Origin of the sequence: Nocardia sp. CA-084685, from assembly GCF_050955785.1 — a bacterium.
Classification (GTDB): domain Bacteria; phylum Actinomycetota; class Actinomycetes; order Mycobacteriales; family Mycobacteriaceae; genus Nocardia.
On sequence record NZ_CP192094.1, the window covers coordinates 7,547,987 to 7,568,638 of the forward strand.

The following is a 20,652-nucleotide window of genomic DNA, read 5'->3' on the forward strand; positions in this document are numbered from 1 at the left end:
GTCCTACCACTCGAGGTACGCCGGAGACGGCAGTTGTCACGGAATGATTCGGCCTGTCGCGGCCGATAACAGTTTCATAACTCGGCGATCGGGTACTCCCTGAACATGACAGTGACGCACAAGCGAATTCACCGGCGCGCCGGTGTCGATCGCGGAACCGCGCTGCTGGCCTCGGCAACCTGCCTGATTTTCGTGGCCGGCATCGCCACCATTACCCGTTCCTTCCCGACCAGCGCGGCGGCCGCCGGGTGCATCGCGGCCGGACTGGCCGTGACACTCGGCATTCTGCCGCACAGTCGTTAGCCGATCCACCAGAACTACGGCGGCGGGTCGGCAGGCCGATGCGTTGGCGGTCTTCGAACGGACCGGGGATCGACTCGGCGACGAACTCGGCATTGATCCGTCTTGTTATGTGGCTGGCGGTATTTCCGGCCGGTATAACACTCGATGCCGTCGACGATCTCGAGTTGCTCAGCGGTTTTGGTGACAAATCGTTGATCGAGCGAGGTGGCGAGGAATCAGTTATCAGAATCGGCTGGTACGGAAGGGGATTCGTGCACATTACCCGCGACGATCATGCCCAGTAGCGCGAGCGCGTGCTCATCGGCCGAATCCTGCTCGGCGTGATAGGCGATGAGGATCTGGCCCGGAGCACCGTTGACGGCAAAGGTTTCGTACGACAGCGTGAGATCGCCGACCAACGGGTTGCGAAAACGTTTGACGCCTGCGGTTTTCGCTCGCACGTCATGACGGGCCCACAGCCGCCGGAAATCCTCACTCTTCAGCGTCAACTCTCCGACCAGTTCGGTCAGGCGTGGATCGTCGAGATCGGTGCCCGCGGTGGCACGCAGACTGGCAACGGTATCGGCGGCAATGGTGGGCCAGTCGGCATAACACTCACGTGCCTGGGGGTCCAGAAAGATCGCCCGTACCATATTGACGCCCTTGGCCGAACAGGAATTTACCGCGGTGGCCAGTGGATTCGCGGCAAGCACATCCATATGTCGGCCCAGGACCAATGCGGGCGTATTCGGCCAGGAATCCATTAGGCGCAGCAGCCCGGGCGCAACCCGCTCGGGCCGTCGCGTTGCCCGCCTGCGCCGAGCCGTCGGCCGCGCCAACTCCCGCAGATGCGCGACCCCCTCCTCGTCCAACGCGAAGACCCGGGCCAATGCCGCGACAACCTGCTCGGACGGATGCTTATCGCGCCCCTGCTCCAGCCGCACATAGTAGTCCGCACTCATGCCCGCGAGCATGGCCACTTCCTCGCGACGCAGTCCGGCTACCCGCCGTTGCCCGCCGCCCGGAATCCCGAACTCCTCCGGACGCGCTAGTTCGCGGCGGGCGCGCAGGAATACGCCCAATCGGTTCTCGGAGTCCATGTACCCGAGGGTAGGACAACCCGGGCGGACCTGGGTGGCCCTGCGACTACCAGGAAGTCCGCAGCCTGGCGGGTGGCCGTGGCGGATACGAATGTGGTGTTCATGACAAATAACCTCGAAGGCCGCACCGCGGTCGTCACCGGCGCGTCCAGTGGTATCGGCGCCGCCACCGCCCGACAGCTCGCACACCATGGCGCACGGGTGGCCCTGCTCGGCCGCCGTAAGGATCGGATCGAAGAACTGGCCGCCGAGATCGGTGGACCGACCCTCGCGGTGGTCGCCGATGTGGTCGATCAGCGATCCGTGCGCGATGCCGCGGCGACGGTGCGCGCGGCATTCGGTCCGGTCGATCTGGTGGTCGCGAATGCGGGCGTCATGCTCGCCGCGCCGTTCGAAGCCGCGGACACCGACGAATGGGATCAAATGGTAGGCACCAACATCAACGGGTTGCTCTACACCGGAAGGGCTTTCATCGATGACCTGGTCGCCGCCGCACGCGACGGTCGTCGCGCGGATCTAGTCCATGTCGGCTCGATCGGTGGACACACCGTATTCCCCAACTACGGCGTGTACACCGCGACGAAGGCCGCGGTTGCCCACCTGACCCGCAATCTGCGCGCGGAATTCGGCCCGCGCGGTGTCCGGGTGAAGAATATCGAGCCCGGTTTCGTGGAAACCGAACTCGGCGCCGGTATGCGCGATGAAGAACAGCGCGTCGGGCTCACCCAATGGCGCAGCGAACTCGAAATCCTGCGTTCGGACGATATCGCCGATGCGATCGCCTACGCCGTCGCCGCACCGCCAAGGGTCAATGTGGCCGAGCTCATCGTCGTGCCGACCCAGCAGGGCTGAACGCGCTGCGGCGGACGCCCTCCCGTACGTCCGCCGCTCGGCGGCGCCAGCACGTTATGACAGCGCCGTCCACCCGTCCCACACCCGTGGGCCGATATCGCCACGCACACAGCCCAGGCGCAGATCCGCCTGCTCCTGGTACTCCGAATTCGCGGCCGCTGCCTGCGCGGCCATGGTGGCCATCCGGAACTCCCGGATATCGCGCAGCAGATAGAAGCCGTCCCAGCGCATCACATCACTGCCGTAGGCCCGGCAGTACTCGGCATACTGCGCATCGGTGATCCAGCCGAACGACGCGCATTCGATCGCCGCATGCACCAGATCCCATTCCGGCGGACCGAACGACAGCAGCCCGGTATCGAGCAGGATCACGCTGCCGTCCTCCGCGGCAACCACATTGCCGCTCCACGCCGAACCATGGATGACGGACGTCGACCGGTCGGCAGCGCGGCCCAGCGACCGCGCAGTTCCGCCAAATGCCTACGCATCCAGGATCTGTCGTCCGTGCTCATGGTGTGTGCGGCGTCGATGCGTTCATCGAGTCCGACGAAGGGCGCCACCTGTCCGATTTCCGTATCGGCCGGCGACGCGAGTCCGTGCAAACGTGTCAGCGCCGCGGCCACCTCCGCGGGTGTGCCCGCGCGGTGCCGCGGCAACTCATGCCAGAAGGTCACCGCGCGACCGTCCACCACTACCGGCTGGGGAATATCCGAAACCACTTGTGCCGCTATGATTCCGGCGGCCGCCAACCATCGGGCGACATCGACCGCACGCTTGGCGGCACCGTCCTGTCCGGGCGCAGCGATCCGCGCCAACACACCGCCGGGCAGCCGGTAGTCGATCTCCCCCGTCACTCGAAGTAGTTGGGCGTCTGTGGAATTGATGCCAACGCCCGCGCAGGCGACCCGCAGAATCGACCACGTACGGTTACCAAGCCGCATCGCGGTCATTTCCCCAGGGTTACGGTTCGAACTAGCGAATTGCATCGATTCACAACCAATCTGATGTATCAACACCGCGGCAGGCCAGGATGTCGCCCGTAGGGGCGCGGTGCCGGTCTGCGACCAGAGTCTTCGATTGAGGATCGAAGATTTTGTGGTCGTTGTCATCACGTCCACCACAAACGCGATCGTCGCGCCGGACAGCCGGGCCCTGATCGACGAACTCGGCGCTGAGCCGATCGACCTGCGATTCACGGGCTGCCCACCGCGAAATGATCAGGTGCTCGGACTCATAACCGTAGGCATTCTGATCGAGCTGGTGCATCTGCTGGCGGCGCAGCACAGATCCGAGGCTACGCCGACAGTGGTGGAAGCAGAACCCTGATCGCGGCGGAATCGAGGCGGCGGTCCGCTACTCGCAAGCGATTCCGTCGTTGTCGCGGTCGAGTTTCGAGCGATAGCCGGGATCGCCGCGGTGCAGTGGCGCCGCACCCGCAGCGCGAGCGGCATCGCAGTTGGGGTAGTAGACGTTCGCCGGAGCGGTAGTGGCGACGGGTTGTGGGACAACGGATCGCGGAACAGCCGCCGTAGTGGGCGGCGTGGCAGACGGTGCCGCTTCGTACCTTCGGCCCTAGCCGGTGTTCGGTTGCGGCCGACTGGGTTACGAAAGCCTTGGGTGTATGTGTCGCTATTCGCGCGAGCCGATCGTGAACGAGGCACTGCGGCCGCGTGCGTCCAGCCGCCCATCACCCCAGCTCGCGCTGCCATAGGCGTCGACTTCGATGGCGTACTCGCCGTCGGTCAATTCAGCGGGCAGTGGCACTGATGCCGACGGCCGTCGGTCCACGAGGTCGAGGTACATCCGCTGCGGATCATTATCCAGCGCCACCAGGAAGATTCGCGCGTACTCGAACTTCTTGCGGGCGGCCGATGCGTTGGCGGCCGACCACGAGATGTCGAGCGTTCGACGCGCCGTATCGGTGAAGTCGACGGTGACTCGCAACGTCGCATCCACCCCGGCCTGATACCGCACGGCTTCCTCCTCATGTGCCCGCTACGTCGCATTATCTTCCGGGCCCGATCGTCGGCGCGTAAATTCCAGCTCACGCGGTTTCCAGCATTGCGTTGACCGTCACGATCGTCGTCGCTGCCATCTGCTCGGCTCGGATCACAGCCACCGAGCACAGAATTCGACTGTCCCGCGAACAGCAAGCCCGAAGCCTCACGAATCATGGACATCATCCGCTGCAGACGATCTCAGCGCTGCCGCATTCGGTGTATGGCGCGGCGATAGGCAGCCGATTTCCCACGTGCCGACCAGATCACGCCGCGGACGCTCGCCAATGGCATCTGTCATCGACCGCTCGTCGTTGTTTCGGCGGAACTGCTCGTCGGGCTCGCGGTCGCTTTGCCCGGTAGGGCATCAGCACCGTAGAAGGTCGGCAGCATGCCTTTGACCAGCACAAGGGCGGATCCCTCACCCGAAGGAACCGTCGCGAGGTTCGTGGCGACCACGATGGTGATATCCGATGCCGGATCGTGGCCCATGAACGTCATGAACCCCGGTAGCTGACCGTCGTGGCCGATGAGGTGGGTACCGAAACGCACAATGCCGAGACCGTATCCCGCCTGGTCCGGATTCGCCGGATCGATCGGCGCGATGCTGTCCAACCGAATCTTCTGCATCTTCGCATCCAGCAGGCCACCGCCGACGAGTGCCTTCACATATGTCGCCATATCGTCCGCCGTCGAGATCGCACCACCAGCGGTCCACGCCCACGACACATTGATATTTGTTTGGTTGCCCGGTTTCAGGGTGCCTGCGACGGCCTCGGCTTGTTGCGCGGGAGGAAGCGCGTAGGTATCGATGGTGGAAACGTTGGTGCCGAAGGCATAGCCCTGGGGATGGGGCTCCGGAATCGAGGAGTCTGTTGGCGCGGGCAGTGATGTGTGCTTCAGACCCAATGGCTCGAAGATTCGCTGCTGAAAGCTCTCAGTGGCCGTCGTTTTCGTGAGCTTCTCGATGACCAGCCCGAGCAGGATGAAGTTGGTATTGCTGTACTCGAACTTTTCCCCGGGTTGGAAGTTCACCGGGTGCGCGAACGCGATGGCCAGCAATTCCTCGGGTGTCCACACCTTCTGCGGCTCGTTGTCGAGCGCGGCATCGAACTGCGGGTCGAACGTGTAACTGTATAGCCCGCTTCGCATTTCATTGAGCTGAGCTATCGTGATCCGATCACCGTTCGGCACGCCGGGCCAATACTTGTCGATGGGATCATCGAGCGAAAGCTTGCCTTCCTGCACCAACTGCAGGATGACCGTCGACGTCATCGTCTTGGTATTACTGCCGACCCGAAAGTAATCGTCAACAGCCATCGGCTCATTCGAGTCGATGGCTCGAGTACCGAATGCCGCGGTCCAATTGCCCTGCTTCGGCGATTTGACGATCACAACAGCGCCCGGAATGGCGTTGTCCTTCATCAACGTGGTTATCACCGGCAGAAGAGCGGCGGCATACGCGGGCTCGGGCGAAGTCGATCGCGAGGAAGTTCCGGTGGAGTCCGTCGATGTTGCGCAACCCGTGACGATCAACAGCCCGGCTGCAATGTACGCGGCGATACCCGTCCTGTGTCCCATAACGCTCCATTCGCGGTTTGCTGGAACGTGGCTATGTGGCGCGGTGCAACACTAACTCCGTGCGACGCGGTTTCGGGCGGGAATGCGGGGCTCCCTCAGCTCGGACTGGACATCCCGGGTCATCAGGTCGTAGCAACAGTTCACCCGTGAACGGCTTTCCCGGAATTCTCGGCGCGGCTTGCCTCAACGTGATCGACGTCTCAGGTACCGTGCGACAACCTACGCCGGGCCATGAGGGGCCCGGTCGGCACAGCGAAAGGCAGGGCAGGCATGATGGGCGGACTCTCGCGCGGCGCGGCCGGTGTGGCGCTGGCGGCGGCGTGTCTGACAGTACCGACAACCTTTGCACCCCAAGCGAATGCGGCGATCGCCCCGACCCTCTCGGTGGTGATGACCGGCCCGACACTCGGTACGACCAGTATCGCGTCGGTCGGCTGCGGACAGACTGCGCAGGCGCGGGTGCAGCGCCCCGATGGCACCCCGGTACAAAGCGGTGTTGTCGAATTCACCAGCCGCCTGCCCGGCCTCGGCGGCAACATCGTCGGAACCGTCCCGGTCTCCAACGGCACCGCGAGCATCCTCTGGATTCCGGATATCGCGGGCCAGCACATCGTCAGCGCCGTCTACTACGACGGCCTCCCCGACTACCAACCAGCAGCCGGGTACACCAATGTCACCGCGGTGAACCTCGGCGGAGTGTGCGTCTAGTCCCGAACGATCAACCGAAACGACAAAGGCCCGGTCCGTGCGGACCGGGCCTTTCGTGGAGCTGCCGGGAATCGAACCCGGGTCCTCCGCCGCGTCTTCAGGGCTTCTCCGTGTGCAGTTCGCTAGGTCTCTACTTGGATCTCCGGGTCTCGCGAACAAGCTCGGATGACGATCCCAGTCGCTGTTGGATGTCCCGTCCGACTCCGCGACCGAGCCGGACGGTAATTCCCTCTAGCTGATGCCAGTACCCGGGTCGAGGGACGAACCCGGACTGACAGAGACGCCTGCTACTTAGGCAGCGAGGGCGTACTCGCGCTGATTGGAATCGGCGCTTAATTGGTTGCAACGACGCTTACGGTGGTCTCTTGCCTGCACCGACACGCTTCCCCTAAATCTACGTACGCAGTCGAAACCGTTCAGCCCCGTACGTCCCGACACCTTGTCGGGCTAGTTACTTTAACACTCGGCCATGCCGCGTTCATTCCATTATCCATGCGGCGCGTATCACGCCTCCGACCTCCACGGATGCGGTCGCATCTGGGCTGTCCCCGGCCTGCTACGCGCGTCGGACCAAGATCAACGGGAAGCTATGACGGCACCGGCCCGGGACCGTTCCGCCATGAGTGCGCCTTGATCTTGGAGGGTGGCGAGTTCCGCTTCGCTGGGTGTGCGGACGGCGATCAGGCCGCCGCGATCAATCCAACCGACGCGAGCGCCAAAACCATCCCGAACTGCTGCTGTCGCCCGACCCGCTCCCCGAGTAGGGCCATCGCCAGCAGGACGGTCGCGGCCGGGTACAGCGCGCCGATCACGCTGACCAGCGAGAGCAGCGAACCGTGGAATGCATACAGCAGCGCGGCGTTCGCGATGGTGTCCAGCACCGCGATATAGGCCGCCAACCGCAATGGTTCACCGCGCAGCGGCCGCAACTCCCCCGCTGATAGCGCGATGAGCCAGACCATCGGACTCGCGGCGCCGCGTTGGGCCAGCAGCGGCCAGACCCCGGCGCTCGCCTGGGTTTCGTGCAGGCACACGAAGGCGAGGCCGAACGCCGCGCCCGAGCCGACGGTGAGCAGCGCGACTTTCCTGGTGAAGCGCAGCTCACGCCCACCGGTGATCTCCTCGGTGACGTCATCGGGCGACTCGCGGCTCACCAGATACACCGCGCCGAGTGCGAACACGATGCCGGCGATGGCGAGTGGACCCGGACGTTCGCCGATCAACAGACCGACCAGCACCGGAATTCCGGCAACCAACAGGGCGGTCAGCGGCGACACCACCGCCATCGGGCCGCCGGCCAGCGCGGCATAGAACCACCACACCGCGAAGCCGCTCGCGACACCCGCGGCCAGTCCCCACAGCATCGATGCGGTGTCCGGGGTTCCACCGACCAGTGGTAACAGCGCGAGGACGAATAGCGTCGACATCGGATAAGAGACGACAACGACGCGCAGCGCGGTCACCCGCCGTGACGCAACACCACCGAAAAAATCACTCACGCCGTAGCCGACCGCGGCCACCAGCGCCAGTAGAACAGCGGTCAACGCATGCCTTTGATCCGCCGCCCCAATTCCCGGGTGACCTCGCGCTCAGCGGTGCGTTTGGCCAGATCCTGTCGCTTGTCGTAGTCCTGCTTACCCTTGGCGAGCGCGAGTTCGACCTTGACCTTGCCGTCGGAGAAGTACATCGATAGCGGCACCAAAGTCTGGTTGCCCTCTCGCGACTTGCCCACCAGCCGCTCGATCTCGCGCTTGTGCAGCAGTAGCTTGCGCACCCGGCGCGGCGAATGGTTGGTCCAGGTGCCGTGGCTGAATTCCGGAATGTGCAGACCTCGCAGCCACACCTCGCCGTTGTCGACGGTCGCGAAGGCGTCCACCAGCGAGGCCTTACCCTCGCGCAGACTCTTGACCTCGGTACCGACCAGCGCGATCCCGGCCTCGTAGGTGTCCAGGATCGTGTAGTTGTGCCGCGCCCGGCGGTTGGTCGCGATGACCTTGCGCCCCTGTTCCTTCATAACGGTCAACCTTAAGTGACTCGGCAACCGAATTATTCCGCGCCTGTTGCTCTAGCCACCCGGCCGGACCGCGAGATACAGCAGGAGTACCGCGATGAAGGCCGCGACCAGCAAGACCGTGGTCATGCGTGGTATGCCGCGCGGGCGCGGCGGTAACGGCGGGGTGCGGCGCAGCCACACCGATTCCACCGCGGGGTCATGGGTGCCGCGCCGATGCGGCGGCGGATCACCAGGGTCCGTGGACGGCGAGCCGCCCAGGTCGGGCCCGTCGTCGGTGGGGCCATCACCGGAATGCATATCTTGCACGCTAGCCGCGAAACCGGTTCGACGCCGCGCAATTTCATTGCGATTCAGGCAATTCGGCGCGCAAATGCCTCACTGGCACCACCGATCACGAGATCGACTGTTAGCACCCTGCGGTCGATGGTGTGCACGCATTGCCCGATCACGCGTTGCTCACTTCTCCGGCCAATACCGCGAGTACTCCTTCGCCGTACTTGGCGAGTTTGTTCTCGCCGACACCGCCGACCGTCGCGAGCTCGGACAGGCTCACGGGCTTGCGCGCGGCGATCTCTCGGAGCGTCGCGTCGTGGAAGACGACGTAGGCGGGTACACCCTGTTCCTTGGCTGTCGTGGCCCGCCATTCGCGCAGCTTCTCGAAGACCGGCATGTCCGCGGAAGCCAGATCGGCAGCCACGGACTTGCCCTTGGCCGCTTTAGGTGTCTTAGCCGGTTTGACCGCACGCTCCGGTTCGCGGCGCAGAAGCACTTCCCGGCCATCGAACAACACCTCGTTGCTGGCCTCGGTGAGGATGAGCACACCGTAGTCGCCATGCACGGCGAGTAGTCCCTGTGCGAGCAATTGCCTTATGACACCGCGCCATTCGACATCGCGCAGATCGGTGCCGATGCCGAAGACCTTCAGCTCGTGGTGATCATGCTGCAGCACTTTGGGATTCGATTTGCCGAGCAAGATATCGACGATATGGCCGGCGCCGAAACTCTGTCCGCGTTCACGTTTCAGCCGCAGCACCGTCGAGAGCACCTTTTGTGCGGGCACGGTGCCGTCCCAAGTCTCCGGCGCGGTCAGGCAGGTATCGCAATTGCCGCACGACTGTCCCGACTGTCCGAAGTAGGCCAGTAGCTGAGTTCGCCTGCAGGACACCGTTTCACACAGCGCGAGCATGGCGTCCAGATGCAACTGCAATTGCCTGCGATGGGTAGCATCACCGTCGGAGGAGTCGATCATCTTGCGTTGCTGCACCACATCGGCGAGTCCGTAGACCATCCACGCGGTCGACGGCAGCCCGTCCCGTCCCGCACGCCCGGTCTCCTGATAGTAGCCCTCCACGGACTTGGGCAGATCGAGATGGGCGACGAAGCGAACGTCGGGTTTATCGATGCCCATGCCGAATGCGATCGTCGCGACCACTACGAGGCCGTCCTCGCGCAGGAACCGCGCCTGGTTGGCGGCGCGGGTGCGCGAATCCAAACCCGCGTGATACGGAACCGCCTCGACGCCGTTCTCGGTGAGGAAGGCCGCGGTCTTCTCCACGGAATTGCGCGAAAGGCAGTAGACGATCCCAGCGTCTCCGGCGTGCTCGGTGTTGATGAAGTCCAGCAGCTGCCGATCCGGCCGATTCTTGAGTTCGATCCGGTACTGGATATTGGGCCGGTCGAAGCTCGCCACGAAACGCCGGGCCGAGCCGAGGTCGAGGCGCTCGATGATCTCGTCGCGGGTCTTCGCCGTCGCGGTCGCGGTGAGCGCGATGCGCGGCACCTCCGGCCAGCGCTCGTGCAGCATCGACAGGCCCAGATAGTCGGGGCGGAAGTCGTGGCCCCATTGCGATACGCAGTGCGCCTCGTCGATGGCGAACAGCGCCACCTTGCCGCGATCCAGCAAAGCGGCGGTCGACTCCAGCCGCAGCCGCTCGGGCGCGAGATACAGCAGATCCAACTCCCCGGCGACGAACTGCGCCTCGACCATCCGCCGCTCATCCGGGAACTGCGTCGAATTCAGGAATCCGGCGCGCACGCCGAGTGCGCTGAGTGCGTCCACCTGATCCTGCATCAATGCGATCAGCGGGGACACCACCACGCCGACGCCCGGACGCACCAGCGCGGGCACCTGATAGCACAGCGACTTGCCCGCGCCGGTCGGCATGAGCACCAGCGCGTCCCCGCCACCGACCACATGCTCGACGATCTCCCGCTGATCACCGCGGAAGCTGTCATAGCCGAACACCCGGCGTAGAACCTCTTGTGCCGCACCGGATTCGGCGACCGGGGCGCCGTCGGTCAATACAGCCGCGAATGCATCGGGGTATTCCACGCGGCCCATCCTACGAGCGCGGTCGGACAACCGAACCCCTACATCGGCGCGGATCCCAGGTGACCGGCCGAGTTGTCCACATGTGGACAACCAATTTCGATCACCGCGCGGGGGTCCCCTGACGGCCTCGCACAAGCTACACCGAGGCCGTCAGCGCGAGTTGTCAGTCCCGGACGTAGTAACGCAACGTGCCGTAGGCGGTGATCGCGGCAAACACGATGCCGAGCGGCGCGATGGTCAGTGAGACCAGCGCGATGTCCTCACCCGCGAGATGCGGGAAGACATTGCTGTTGAACAGCGCACCGAGCCCACGATTCACCACCAACGGTTGCGCGAGGAACAACCCGACAACCGCCAGAATCGACCCGGCCAAGGCCGCGACCACCGCTTCCAGCAGGAATGGCAACTGGGTGTACCAGCGCGTCGCACCGACCATCCGCATGATGCCGACTTCCTCGCGGCGACTGAACGCCGCGATCTGCACCATATTCGCGATCAACAGCAGTGCCGCCAATGCCTGCAACGCCGCCAGCGCGAATGCCGCGTTCCGCAGGCCGTCGAACACCCCGACCAAGCGGTCCACGGTGTCCTTGTCGTTGAGGACGCTCTGGATCCCGTCCTTACCGTTGAACGTCTGGTAGATCCGCGGGTACTGATCGGCGTCGGTCATCTTCACGCGCAAGGACGCGGGCAGGCGGGTGTCCTTGATCATGTCCAGCATTTCGGGCTGGTCCTTGAAGGTCACCTCGGTGGCTTCCTTCATCGCCTCATCGCTGTTGACGAACTGCACCGACACCACACCATCGGTCTTCTTCAGATCCGACATCAGCTGCTGACACGGATTCAGCGAACAGTCCCGATCGCTCGCCGAAACCAGGTCGGTGAGGTAGAGCCGGATCTCGACCCGGTCCATGAAGTAGTTCTGGGTCTTATCCGCGATTCGCAGCGCGAGCAGACCGCCGCCGAGCATGGTCAGCGATACGGCGGTGGTCAGGATCATCGCGATGGTCATGGTGACATTGCGGCGCAGGCCGGTCAGGACCTCGTTGAACAGGAATCCAGCGCGCATTATCGACCTACCCCGTAGACGCCGATCGCGTCGTCGCGGATCAGCCGGCCCCGATCCAACTCCACCACTCGCTTACGCATCGCGTCGACGATGTGATTGTCGTGTGTGGCCATCACCACGGTGGTACCGATGCGGTTGATCCGCTCGAGCAGCAGCATGATGTCGCCGCTGGTGTCGGGATCGAGGTTGCCGGTCGGCTCATCGGCGAGCAGCACCAGCGGACGGTTCACGAAGGCCCGCGCGATCGCGACACGCTGCTGCTCGCCACCGGACAGTTCGTGTGGCAGCCGATCGGCCTTACCGCCGAGTCCCACCATATCGAGCACCTCGGGGACGGTCCGGTCGATGAACTGGCGCCGTTTGCCGATCACCTCCAGCGCGAACGCCACATTCTGGGCGACGGTCTTCTGCTGCAGCAGCCGGAAGTCCTGGAAAACGCAACCCATGCGCTGACGCAACTTCGGCACCTTCCGGCCGGGCAGCCGGTCGACCCGGAAGTCGGCGACCCGGATCTCGCCCGCGGTCGGGGCCTCTTCCTTGAGCAGCAGTCGCATGAAGGTCGACTTGCCCGAACCGGACGGGCCGATGATGAAGACGAATTCGCCCTTGCCCACATCGACGGTGACGTTGTCCAGCGCGGGTCGCGTCGAGGTCAGATACGACTTGGTCACGTTCCGCATAGCGATCACGGTTGGCCAGTGTAACCAGCAACCGGCGTGCAGCCACCAGCTACATCATGGTCAATGACCCGGCGTGGCCGTATTCATCACTACCGGAACGGTGTTGAGTTTTTCGGGCGATGTCACGATCGGTTGATCGGGTTTGACGAACAGGTACAACACGAACGTGGCGACCCATGATGCCATCAGGATCGCCGTGGATCTACGTGGTCTCACTGATTCCCTCCCGGCGCAATGCCGCGGCGACTCGCACCCGCAGCTCGCGACCGACCTCGAACTGCTTGCCCGGCAATGTTCGGGCAACCATTCGGATGTTCATCTGGTCCACTGTCAGATCTTCGACGCCCATCACGGAGGGCTCGTCGAGCAGCAGCGGCTTCAATCTGCGGTCCTCGTACGCCTTTGTACCGACCTCGTGCAGGATCTCGTTGATCCTGGTGATATCGACGCTGGCCGCAACCGGAACGTCGATCGCGGCGCGCGCCCAATCCTTCGACAGATTCGTCACCTTGACGATCTGGCCGTTGGGCACGGTGATCACCTCGCCGTCGGCATTGCGCAGTGTGGTGATCCGCAGCGTGACGTCCTCGACCGTACCCTCGGCCTGCTCCGCAGATCCAGTGACAGCGATGCGAACCACATCACCAAATCCGTACTGCCGCTCGGTAATCAGGAAAAACCCGGCAAGGATGTCCTGCACGATCCGCTGTGCGCCGAAGCCGAGCGCGGCACCGAGTACGGCCGCGGGCGCGACCAGACCGGTGACCGCGAAACCCATCCGCCGCAGCACTTCCATACCGACCAGCACATAGACGACGGTCAGCACCACCCAGGTGACAACCTGGGCCAAGGCATGCCGATGTTTAGCCGCCTCGGAACGCACGAGTGCGTCGCTGCTGCGGAAACCGGAGTCGATCCTGCGGGTGATCCGATCCCGAACAAAGGTGGCGAATCGGCTGAACAGCACCGCACCCATGATCAGTAGGACGATCTCTAGACCCGAGGACCGCAGCCAGGTGGTGAAGTCGGTGGAGGTGGAGAAGGCCTGGGGTACGTCCAACTAGCTCGCCTGCTCTCGCATTCGCCAACGAATTCCGGATTCGATGAAACCATCGATATCGCCGTCGAGCACGGCAGTCGGATTGTTGACTTCGTAGTTGGTGCGCAGATCCTTGACCATCTGGTACGGATGCAGCACGTAGGAACGCATCTGGTTCCCCCAGGACGCGCCCTCGTTGGTCTTGAGCGCATCCATTTCGGCGCGCTCCTCCTGCCGCTTGCGTTCCAGCAGTTTGGCCTGCAGCACTCGCATGGCCGAAATCTTGTTCTGCAGCTGGGATTTCTCGTTCTGACAAGTCACGACGATGCCGGTCGGGATATGTGTGAGCCGCACCGCTGAGTCGGTGGTGTTGACGCTCTGGCCACCGGGACCCGAGGAACGGTAGACGTCGACGCGGATCTCGCCCTCCGGAATTTCGATGTGGTCGGTGGTCTCGACCACAGGTAGCACCTCGACCTCGGCGAAGGAGGTCTGGCGGCGGCCCTGATTGTCGAACGGACTGATGCGAACGAGACGATGCGTGCCCATCTCCACCGAGAGGGTGCCATAGGCATACGGCGACTTCACCGCGAAGGTGGCGCTCTTGATGCCCGCCTCTTCGGCGTAGGAGGTGTCGTAGACCTCGACCGAGTACTTGTGCCGGTCCGCCCAGCGGATGTACATGCGCATCAGCATTTCCGCCCAGTCGGCGGCGTCCACACCACCCGCGCCGGAACGGATATTGACCAGCGCCTCACGCTTGTCGTACTCACCCGAGAGCAGCGTGCGGACTTCCATGGCCTCCATGTCGCTGTGCAGCATGGCCCGCTCGGCATCGGCATCAGCGAGCGCGGCCACCCTGGCCTCGCCCTCCTCTTCCTCGGACAATTCGTATAGCACCGACAGATCGTCGAGGCGCTGGCGCAGTTCCTCGACCCGGCGCAACTCGCTCTGCGCATGCGACAGCTCACTGGTGACCTGCTGCGCGTGCTCCTGGTTGTTCCACAGATCGGGATCGGCGGCCTGATGCTCGAGTTCATCGATCCGTCGACGCAGCTCCTCGACATCGAGGACCGACTCGACGGTCTTGAGCGTGGCGTCGAGTTCGGCGAGGTCAGCGGAGACGTCAGGATGCACGATGCTCAAGCCTACTGGGCGGGGTGAAGACGGTGAAACACGCGGTGGCGCGGGGGTGGCGTCCTCAGCCGGAGACGGCGCGCAGCCCACCTGGGCGACGACCGGCGAGGGAGTCGAGGGCGGCCGCGGTGGCGTCATCGGCGGGGAGGTAGACGATGAGCTGCTGGTCGTCGTCGGCGGATAGTTCGAGGGTTTCGTAGGTGAGGCGGAGGTTGCCTGCCGCGGGGTGGGCGAGGCGGGTGGTGCCGGTGGCGGCGGCGAGGCTGGGCACGGATTCGACGCGGCGAGTGAACTCGGCACCGGCGGCGACGGTGAGTTCGTCGGCCAGGGCGGCGATGTGTGGGTCGCTGCGGAACGGGCCCTGTTTCAATGCGGCTACCAGTTCGTCGGCGATGTGGTCCCAGTCTTGATAGGCGGTCCGGGCCCGAGGGTCGGTGAACGCGAACAGGGCGAGATTGGCGTGGTGTTCGTTATCGAGCAGTCCGATCGGCGCCATCAGGCGTTCGTATCCCTCGGTCCAGGCGAGCACTTCGCGCAGTCGGTTGACGACCAGCGCGGGCGCGGGTTCCAAGTGATCGAGGATGGCGCGGACCGCCGGACGTACTTCGCGCGGCGGTTGCGCACCGCCCATGCAGCTGAATCCCGGATCGGCGCCCTTGGTGAGACGGTGCAGGTGGATGCGTTCGTTCGGCGTCAAGGCGAGGGCGTCGGCGAGTGCGGACAGCACCGGCGGTGAGGGGCGGCGGTCGCGCCCCTGCTCGAGGCGTGTGATGTATTCCACGCTCACACCCGCGAGAGTTGCCAGTTCAGCACGACGCAGGCCGGGGGTTCGGCGGCGCGGCCCGGTGGGCAGGCCGACCTCGGCCGGAGTCACCGCCTCGCGGCGGGTGCGCAGGAACAGGCCCAACTCGTTGTCGCTCACGACTGCGCCTCGCTGCCGGTCGGTTTCGTCGTTCGCAACGGCGCAGTGTGGTGATGGCTCACTCGCGGATGCTCGTTCACACCTCGACGGTACAAGCGCGGCCGGCGCCGAAGGTGTCCCTGCCACTACCACTCTTCGCGCGGTCTTCCTGATGGTGCCACCGGGCAGCAGATTGGGACTCGAACGATTTCGAGATCGAAGGAGAACACCATGTCCTTGAAGCTCGCGGTAATCATCGGCAGCGTCCGGGAGGGACGCTTCGCGCCGACCGTGGCCAACTGGTTCGTCGAGGAGGCCGCCCGGCACGGCCGATTCGAGATCGACCTGATCGATCTGGCCGAGGCCGAGCTGCCATTGGCTCTGCCCGCCGTTCCCCCGGCGATGAACCCCGATCCGGAACGCCCGGCCGGGATGACCGACCTCAGCAGGCGGCTCGGTGACGCTGACGCTTTCGTCATCCTGACCCCCGACTACAACCGCAGCTACCCGGCCGCACTGAAGGCCGCCATCGATTGGCACTTCACCCAATGGGACAGCAAGGCAATCGGTTTCGTCGGCTACAGCGGCGGGAGCGGCGGCCTGCTCGCCATCGAGCACCTGCGCCAGGTCTTCAACGAGCTCAACGCACACACCGTCCGCAACTACGTCAGCTTCCCTCGCTACTACCTGCTCTTCGATGCCGACGGCAAACTCCTCGACCCGACCGAACCCGCCGCAGCCGCCCAGGCCATGCTCGACCAACTCCACTGGTGGGCGAGTGCCCTCGCCGCCGCTCGCTCGGTCCCGGCCGCCGCATAACTCGCGGCTGCCTCGCACAAGGTGCGACGTCTGCGAGGTGGGCACTGCTTATGCGGCAGCAGGGATGCGTCCGACGCACAGAGGGTGGGCGATAGGGTTCGGGGGTGGCTGATTACTCCTCTGATCTCGAACTTGCGCTGCGGTTGGCCGATGAGGCCGATGGGATTACCCGTGCGCGGTTCGGGGCGTTGGATTTGCGGGTCGATTCGAAGCCGGATCTGACACCGGTGTCGGATGCGGATCTGGCGGTGGAGAAGGCGATACGCCAGGTCCTCGGGCAGGAGCGCCCCAACGACTCGGTGCTCGGGGAAGAGTTCGGTGGTGACGTCGAGTTCAGCGGGCGGCAGTGGGTGATCGATCCGATCGATGGCACCAAGAACTTCGTGCGGCGGGTGCCGATTTGGGCGACGCTGATTTCGCTGCTCGAGGACGGCGTTCCAGTGGTCGGCGTGGTGAGTGCGCCCGCCTTGGCGCGGCGCTGGTGGGCGGCGGCCGGTTCCGGAGCCTGGGCCATCGTCGATTCCGATGCGCCGAAACCGATTTCGGTCTCCGCGGTCGGTGAGCTCGGCTCGGCGAGCCTGGCCTTCTCCAGCCTGTCCGGCTGGCGCGAGCGCGGCCTGCGCGAGAAGTTCCTCGACCTCACCGATGCGGTATGGCGGGTCCGTGGTTACGGCGACTTCTTCACCTACTGCCTGCTCGCCGAGGGCGCGGTCGATATCGCCACCGAACCCGAAGTCTCCCTGTGGGACCTGGCTGCCCTCGACATCCTCGTCCGCGAAGCAGGGGGCCGCTTCACCTCCCTCTCAGGCACTCCCGGCCCGCACGGGGGCGACGCCATCGCCACCAACTCCCTGCTCCACGACGCTGTCCTCACCCGATTGAACTGAGCCTCGAGAACGCGGTCGCGTTCGGGCACAGTCCTTTCTATCGCCTCGGATCGGCCGGGGTCAGGTCGATGCCCGCGGGCGGACGTAGTCGACGCAGGGTTCCATCCATGCTCGTGACGAACAGTGCCCACCCGTCACCGTCGCGAGCGATCCGCACGGAGGTGGCGCCGTCGGGTGGGTTGCGGATCGGGCCGGGTTTGATCAGGCCGGTAATGATCGTGCAGCCCCGGCCGGTGGCCGGGTCGATCTGGTACACCGCGCCCTGGATGTGGTCGGCCACGAAGAGTTGGTCCGCGCGGGTCGCTTCCATATCGTCGAACAGCGCGACCAGATCGGGAGCACCGGCGACGACCGTCGCGTTATCGGGATCGTCGAGTGCTACACGGAAGACGCGCAGGGTCATATTGTCGGTGTAGATCGACTTGCCGTCGGGGGCGAGCGCCAGTCCATTGGTCCATGGCAGGTTGGACCAGGTCTTCGTGTACTCCCCCGTCGACGGCCGATACCGCGAGATGCCGGTCGGCGGACCGGTGATGCCGATGGTGGCGAATACCAGGTCACCGTCGGGCAATTCGAGCAGTCCGTTCGGACCGTTCAACTCGGTGAGCAGAATCGTCACCATACCGGTGTCTATGTCGTAGCGCCGCAGAGTGCCCGGCGCCTCCGCCACACCGTCGCCTGTGACGAAGTACACGGACCGCCCGACGACCCGCACACCGGCCGGATGGTCCAGACCGGTAACCAACTTCTCGAACTTGCCCGCCGCATCGATATGGGCCAGGTACCCGTCGAGGATGCCGGTGACATAGAAACCGCCGGACCCGTCGGTATCGAGATTCTCCAGATTGCCGACCCCGCTGACGATCGTCGAAACGTCCCACCCGTCCGCGCACGATCCGGACGGTGTCTTCGCCTCGGCCGTCCCCACGGACAAGATGCCCGCTGTAATCGCCGCCGTCAGCAACGTTGCGCTCAGTCGCCGACTCCGCGGCCGTCTTGCCATGCGGCACAACCTAACAGCCGTGCTGGAATGTTGCCCGGGACGGACAACCCGCCCCGGGCGACCCGTCTCACGGAACGAACAGCGTCGCGATCATATTCAGGACCCCGGAGACGAACTGATCGACAATGCGAAGAACCATGGCATCTCCTTACTCGTACAGCGGGATTCAGCCTCGACGAAAACACACGGCCGAGCACTGGGGACGGCACCTACGTAGATAGGCGTCCAACTTTGTTCGTTGCCGTCGGGCCCGTGGATGGCTGCAATCGGACAGCTCAGCTCAGATGTTTCGCCGCGGGCCATATCCCGGACAGGGGTACGCGCGGTTCACGGCAGATGAACAGCGGTTTGCCCTGTTCGTCGTTGGCGATGCCGAGACCGTTGTCGATGTGACCGGCGGGCTCGACTTCGGCGAAGTACCGGATGAGGCGGTCACGATCGAGGCCGACGACGATCACCGCGGTGGCCGTGTCGCTGGGCGGACCCCACCACCAGTAGGAGTTGTGACCGCTGTGCGGAGTCGGCAATCCGTATTCGCCGCCGAAGTGTTCGATCGCGCCCGCCTCGCCGTAGTTGTCGGTAAGGATGGCGATATCGGGTCCGAGCGTGGCGCGTACCTCGGCTATTCGGCGCACGAACTGCGGCCAGCCGATGGTTTCGCCCGCGTCGTAGTTGATCGCGAGGACTGGCGAATCTTTCAGCAGCGCCACCGGTAATACGGGAAGGAACAGCACCGCCGAGACGATCGCATTCACCGCGATCATCGAACCCACCGCCGCCCAACGGATTGGCCGACTACCCAACCAGGCGGCGACCGGTACCGCACCCGCGGCCACCAGGATCGGATACATCCCGCCCAGGTAGTACGCCTTACCGCCGCTGACGAGGAACACCACGAACAGCGCCGCATAGGCGACCGGAAACGCACGCCGACTCCGATCGCGCCACAGCCGCCATAGCCCCAATACCCACAGCGGTACCAGCAGTGGACCCATCAACCCGAATTGCGACAACACGAACATCATCGGCGAATCCGAGGTTCCGGAAGATCCGCCCGCGATCGCTCGACTCATCTCCCACTGCGGCCAGCCATTACGCCACTGCCACACCAGATATGGCAGCCAGATCACCATCGCCACCCCGACCGCCATCGGAAAGTATCTGGTGGCGAATATCTTTCGTGGGCCGAGGATAACCAGTGCGAGCACCAGCGCCACGACCGGAAAGATCAGCAGCGCCTTGTTCTGCAACCCGATCCCGACAACAAGCCCCACCCCGAGCCACAATCGAACCTGCCCCGGCCTACCGACACTCGAGCGCTCATCCGGCCCCACCCGACCACCTACACCCTCACGGTCATCCGCCGCGACGCGACCATTCGCGACCTCACGCCCATCAGGCGCACCCCGAGCTCCCGTACCCACGGGCCCAACTGGCCCACCCCGACCACCTACACCCTCACGCCCATCCGCCGCGACGCGACCATTCGCGACCTCACGCTCATCCGGCGCGCCCTGTGCTCCCATATCCACGGGCCCAACTGGCCCAACCCGATCAATCGCGCGCTCCTGCTCACCCGGCCCCACCCGACGCGCACCATCGCGCTCATCCGCTGCGGAACGACCACCGGAATCCGCGCGTCCACGCCCACCGTCGCACGCATCCGACGGCGCAGGACTGCCCCCGCCCGCACAACCGTCCGCCTCGGCGCCCCACGCGAGTCGCTCAGCACCTCCCTCCGCGCCTCGCAACAACGCCAGCACCAGCAGACAAACCAATACCCACGCCGCTATATCGAACGACGCGGTACTCAGCAGATGACCGATCCCCATCACCATCGCCGCACTCGCGACGGCAAGCGACGCCAACAGCTGCGCTCCGCGCCCACCGCCGAGCTCGCGCGCCATCAAGCCCGCGGCAACGACGACGAATGTCGCGGCCGCGACCGATGGAAGCCGCAGCAGCAGTAACGAATCGGCATCGATTGCCGACATCGCGCGGGCCAGTAGCGGAGTCAATGGCGGCTGATCCGGGTAGCCCCAATCCGCATGCCGGGCCGCCGCCAGAAAGTACAGCTCGTCCCGGTGATAGCCGTAGCGCGGGGCGTATGCGGTGAGTAGCGCGGCGAACAGCACAGCGACGACACACAGCGGTCGTCCCACGACTCTGGGCACTTGTCCAGCCTGACACAGTTCGGCAGCGTATGCTGCACCTCGACGCACTTCTTACTCTGGAGTAAGATAGCCTTACT

General features: G+C 64.6%; 22 protein-coding genes, 1 other RNA gene and 2 pseudogenes. 6 read left to right on the forward strand and 19 right to left on the reverse strand.

The window, feature by feature from the left end:
* Positions 1 to 105: 105 nt before the first annotated feature.
* Positions 106 to 303 carry a hypothetical protein gene (locus ACQP2U_RS33605; RefSeq protein ID WP_364345082.1) on the forward strand — a complete coding sequence of 66 codons (198 nt, stop codon included), beginning with the start codon at positions 106 to 108 and terminating at the stop codon, positions 301 to 303.
* Between the two features lie 31 nt (positions 304 to 334).
* Positions 335 to 487 (forward strand): annotated as a pseudogene (locus ACQP2U_RS33610) (hypothetical protein); the annotation flags it as partial.
* A gap of 31 nt (positions 488 to 518) precedes the next feature.
* Here the strand turns inward: ACQP2U_RS33610 and ACQP2U_RS33615 are convergent.
* The gene (locus tag ACQP2U_RS33615) at positions 519 to 1,382 is read right to left on the reverse strand and encodes a helix-turn-helix transcriptional regulator (protein ID WP_433711161.1); all 864 of its coding nucleotides are present in this window, start codon (positions 1,380 to 1,382) and stop codon (positions 519 to 521) included.
* 102 nt (positions 1,383 to 1,484) lie between these two features.
* Here ACQP2U_RS33615 and ACQP2U_RS33620 point away from each other — a divergent pair, with 102 nt between their 5' ends.
* Positions 1,485 to 2,234, forward strand: coding sequence for an SDR family oxidoreductase (locus ACQP2U_RS33620; protein ID WP_433711162.1), 750 nt, complete (start codon positions 1,485 to 1,487; stop codon positions 2,232 to 2,234).
* Between the two features lie 54 nt (positions 2,235 to 2,288).
* Here the strand turns inward: ACQP2U_RS33620 and ACQP2U_RS33625 are convergent, their stop codons facing one another.
* From ACQP2U_RS33625 to ACQP2U_RS33650, 6 genes and pseudogenes are all read right to left on the reverse strand, one after another.
* The gene (locus tag ACQP2U_RS33625; protein WP_433711163.1) at positions 2,289 to 2,630 is read right to left on the reverse strand and encodes a hypothetical protein; all 342 of its coding nucleotides are present in this window, start codon (positions 2,628 to 2,630) and stop codon (positions 2,289 to 2,291) included.
* The gene (locus ACQP2U_RS33630) at positions 2,603 to 3,184 is read right to left on the reverse strand and encodes a hypothetical protein (protein WP_433711164.1); all 582 of its coding nucleotides are present in this window, start codon (positions 3,182 to 3,184) and stop codon (positions 2,603 to 2,605) included. Before ACQP2U_RS33630 ends, ACQP2U_RS33625 begins: the two co-directional genes overlap by 28 nt.
* A gap of 40 nt (positions 3,185 to 3,224) precedes the next feature.
* Positions 3,225 to 3,518: a hypothetical protein gene (locus ACQP2U_RS33635; protein WP_433711165.1), complete on the reverse strand. Its 294-nt coding sequence runs from the start codon at positions 3,516 to 3,518 to the stop codon at positions 3,225 to 3,227.
* Between the two features lie 69 nt (positions 3,519 to 3,587).
* Positions 3,588 to 3,686 (reverse strand): annotated as a pseudogene (locus ACQP2U_RS33640) (excalibur calcium-binding domain-containing protein); the annotation flags it as partial.
* A 177-nt stretch (positions 3,687 to 3,863) separates the two neighbouring features.
* Positions 3,864 to 4,208 carry a hypothetical protein gene (locus ACQP2U_RS33645; protein ID WP_433711166.1) on the reverse strand — a complete coding sequence of 115 codons (345 nt, stop codon included), beginning with the start codon at positions 4,206 to 4,208 and terminating at the stop codon, positions 3,864 to 3,866.
* 320 nt (positions 4,209 to 4,528) lie between these two features.
* The gene (locus ACQP2U_RS33650) at positions 4,529 to 5,656 is read right to left on the reverse strand and encodes a serine hydrolase domain-containing protein (protein ID WP_433711167.1); all 1,128 of its coding nucleotides are present in this window, start codon (positions 5,654 to 5,656) and stop codon (positions 4,529 to 4,531) included.
* Positions 5,657 to 6,043: 387 nt separating this feature from the next.
* Between ACQP2U_RS33650 and ACQP2U_RS33655 the strand changes: the two genes are divergently transcribed.
* Positions 6,044 to 6,520: a hypothetical protein gene (locus ACQP2U_RS33655; protein WP_433711168.1), complete on the forward strand. Its 477-nt coding sequence runs from the start codon at positions 6,044 to 6,046 to the stop codon at positions 6,518 to 6,520.
* A gap of 53 nt (positions 6,521 to 6,573) precedes the next feature.
* Here ACQP2U_RS33655 and ssrA read toward each other — a convergent pair.
* From ssrA to ACQP2U_RS33705, 10 genes are all read right to left on the reverse strand, one after another.
* Positions 6,574 to 6,944, reverse strand: a transfer-messenger RNA (tmRNA) gene (gene ssrA, locus ACQP2U_RS33660).
* 256 nt (positions 6,945 to 7,200) lie between these two features.
* A complete protein-coding gene (locus tag ACQP2U_RS33665; protein ID WP_433711169.1) occupies positions 7,201 to 8,064 on the reverse strand; it encodes an EamA family transporter in 864 nt (287 codons plus the stop codon).
* Positions 8,061 to 8,534: an SsrA-binding protein SmpB gene (gene smpB / locus ACQP2U_RS33670; protein ID WP_040694424.1), complete on the reverse strand. Its 474-nt coding sequence runs from the start codon at positions 8,532 to 8,534 to the stop codon at positions 8,061 to 8,063. Before smpB ends, ACQP2U_RS33665 begins: the two co-directional genes overlap by 4 nt.
* A 51-nt stretch (positions 8,535 to 8,585) precedes the next feature.
* On the reverse strand, positions 8,586 to 8,831 hold the full coding sequence (locus ACQP2U_RS33675; protein WP_397035424.1) for a hypothetical protein: 246 nt from the start codon (positions 8,829 to 8,831) through the stop codon (positions 8,586 to 8,588).
* Between the two features lie 148 nt (positions 8,832 to 8,979).
* Positions 8,980 to 10,866, reverse strand: a complete 1,887-nt coding sequence (gene recQ / locus ACQP2U_RS33680) for a DNA helicase RecQ (protein WP_433711170.1) — start codon at positions 10,864 to 10,866, stop codon at positions 8,980 to 8,982.
* A gap of 163 nt (positions 10,867 to 11,029) precedes the next feature.
* Positions 11,030 to 11,935: a permease-like cell division protein FtsX gene (ftsX, locus tag ACQP2U_RS33685; RefSeq protein WP_433711171.1), complete on the reverse strand. Its 906-nt coding sequence runs from the start codon at positions 11,933 to 11,935 to the stop codon at positions 11,030 to 11,032.
* Positions 11,935 to 12,615 (reverse strand): cell division ATP-binding protein FtsE, encoded by a 681-nt coding sequence (gene ftsE / locus ACQP2U_RS33690; RefSeq protein WP_373283207.1) that lies wholly within the window; start codon positions 12,613 to 12,615, stop codon positions 11,935 to 11,937. The genes ftsX and ftsE overlap by 1 nt, the downstream gene beginning before the upstream one ends.
* Positions 12,616 to 12,817: 202 nt before the next feature.
* The gene (locus ACQP2U_RS33695) at positions 12,818 to 13,675 is read right to left on the reverse strand and encodes a mechanosensitive ion channel family protein (protein WP_397035428.1); all 858 of its coding nucleotides are present in this window, start codon (positions 13,673 to 13,675) and stop codon (positions 12,818 to 12,820) included.
* Complete coding sequence (gene prfB, locus ACQP2U_RS33700; protein WP_433711172.1) at positions 13,676 to 14,791, reverse strand: peptide chain release factor 2; 1,116 nt, start codon at positions 14,789 to 14,791, stop codon at positions 13,676 to 13,678.
* Positions 14,792 to 14,855: 64 nt separating this feature from the next.
* A complete protein-coding gene (locus tag ACQP2U_RS33705; protein ID WP_433711173.1) occupies positions 14,856 to 15,713 on the reverse strand; it encodes a helix-turn-helix transcriptional regulator in 858 nt (285 codons plus the stop codon).
* A gap of 210 nt (positions 15,714 to 15,923) precedes the next feature.
* Between ACQP2U_RS33705 and ACQP2U_RS33710 the strand changes: the two genes are divergently transcribed.
* Together ACQP2U_RS33710 and hisN are read left to right on the forward strand one after the other, a co-directional pair.
* Entirely contained in the window at positions 15,924 to 16,511 is a 588-nt protein-coding gene (locus ACQP2U_RS33710) for an NADPH-dependent FMN reductase (protein WP_433711175.1), read from the forward strand.
* 104 nt (positions 16,512 to 16,615) lie between these two features.
* Positions 16,616 to 17,398 carry a histidinol-phosphatase gene (hisN, locus tag ACQP2U_RS33715; protein ID WP_433711177.1) on the forward strand — a complete coding sequence of 261 codons (783 nt, stop codon included), beginning with the start codon at positions 16,616 to 16,618 and terminating at the stop codon, positions 17,396 to 17,398.
* A gap of 37 nt (positions 17,399 to 17,435) precedes the next feature.
* Here the strand turns inward: hisN and ACQP2U_RS33720 are convergent, their stop codons facing one another.
* Both ACQP2U_RS33720 and ACQP2U_RS33725 read right to left on the reverse strand, forming a co-directional pair.
* Positions 17,436 to 18,401, reverse strand: coding sequence for an SMP-30/gluconolactonase/LRE family protein (locus tag ACQP2U_RS33720; protein WP_433711179.1), 966 nt, complete (start codon positions 18,399 to 18,401; stop codon positions 17,436 to 17,438).
* 275 nt (positions 18,402 to 18,676) lie between these two features.
* The gene (locus tag ACQP2U_RS33725; protein ID WP_433711181.1) at positions 18,677 to 20,575 is read right to left on the reverse strand and encodes a glycosyltransferase family 39 protein; all 1,899 of its coding nucleotides are present in this window, start codon (positions 20,573 to 20,575) and stop codon (positions 18,677 to 18,679) included.
* Between the last annotated feature and the right edge of the window lie 77 nt (positions 20,576 to 20,652).

Bases quoted from the DNA above. Each gene is read 5' to 3' on its own strand.
- ACQP2U_RS33605 (WP_364345082.1), top strand. From the start codon at position 106: ATGACAGTGACGCACAAGCGAATTCACCGGCGCGCCGGTGTCGATCGC.
- ACQP2U_RS33615 (WP_433711161.1), bottom strand. From the start codon at position 1,382: ATGGACTCCGAGAACCGATTGGGCGTATTCCTGCGCGCCCGCCGCGAA.
- ACQP2U_RS33620 (WP_433711162.1), top strand. From the start codon at position 1,485: ATGACAAATAACCTCGAAGGCCGCACCGCGGTCGTCACCGGCGCGTCC.
- ACQP2U_RS33630 (WP_433711164.1), bottom strand. From the start codon at position 3,184: ATGACCGCGATGCGGCTTGGTAACCGTACGTGGTCGATTCTGCGGGTC.
- ACQP2U_RS33650 (WP_433711167.1), bottom strand. From the start codon at position 5,656: ATGAAGGACAACGCCATTCCGGGCGCTGTTGTGATCGTCAAATCGCCG.
- ACQP2U_RS33655 (WP_433711168.1), top strand. From the start codon at position 6,044: ATGAGGGGCCCGGTCGGCACAGCGAAAGGCAGGGCAGGCATGATGGGC.
- smpB (WP_040694424.1), bottom strand. From the start codon at position 8,534: ATGAAGGAACAGGGGCGCAAGGTCATCGCGACCAACCGCCGGGCGCGG.
- ACQP2U_RS33675 (WP_397035424.1), bottom strand. From the start codon at position 8,831: ATGCATTCCGGTGATGGCCCCACCGACGACGGGCCCGACCTGGGCGGC.
- ftsX (WP_433711171.1), bottom strand. From the start codon at position 11,935: ATGCGCGCTGGATTCCTGTTCAACGAGGTCCTGACCGGCCTGCGCCGC.
- ftsE (WP_373283207.1), bottom strand. From the start codon at position 12,615: ATGCGGAACGTGACCAAGTCGTATCTGACCTCGACGCGACCCGCGCTG.
- ACQP2U_RS33710 (WP_433711175.1), top strand. From the start codon at position 15,924: ATGTCCTTGAAGCTCGCGGTAATCATCGGCAGCGTCCGGGAGGGACGC.
- ACQP2U_RS33720 (WP_433711179.1), bottom strand. From the start codon at position 18,401: ATGGCAAGACGGCCGCGGAGTCGGCGACTGAGCGCAACGTTGCTGACG.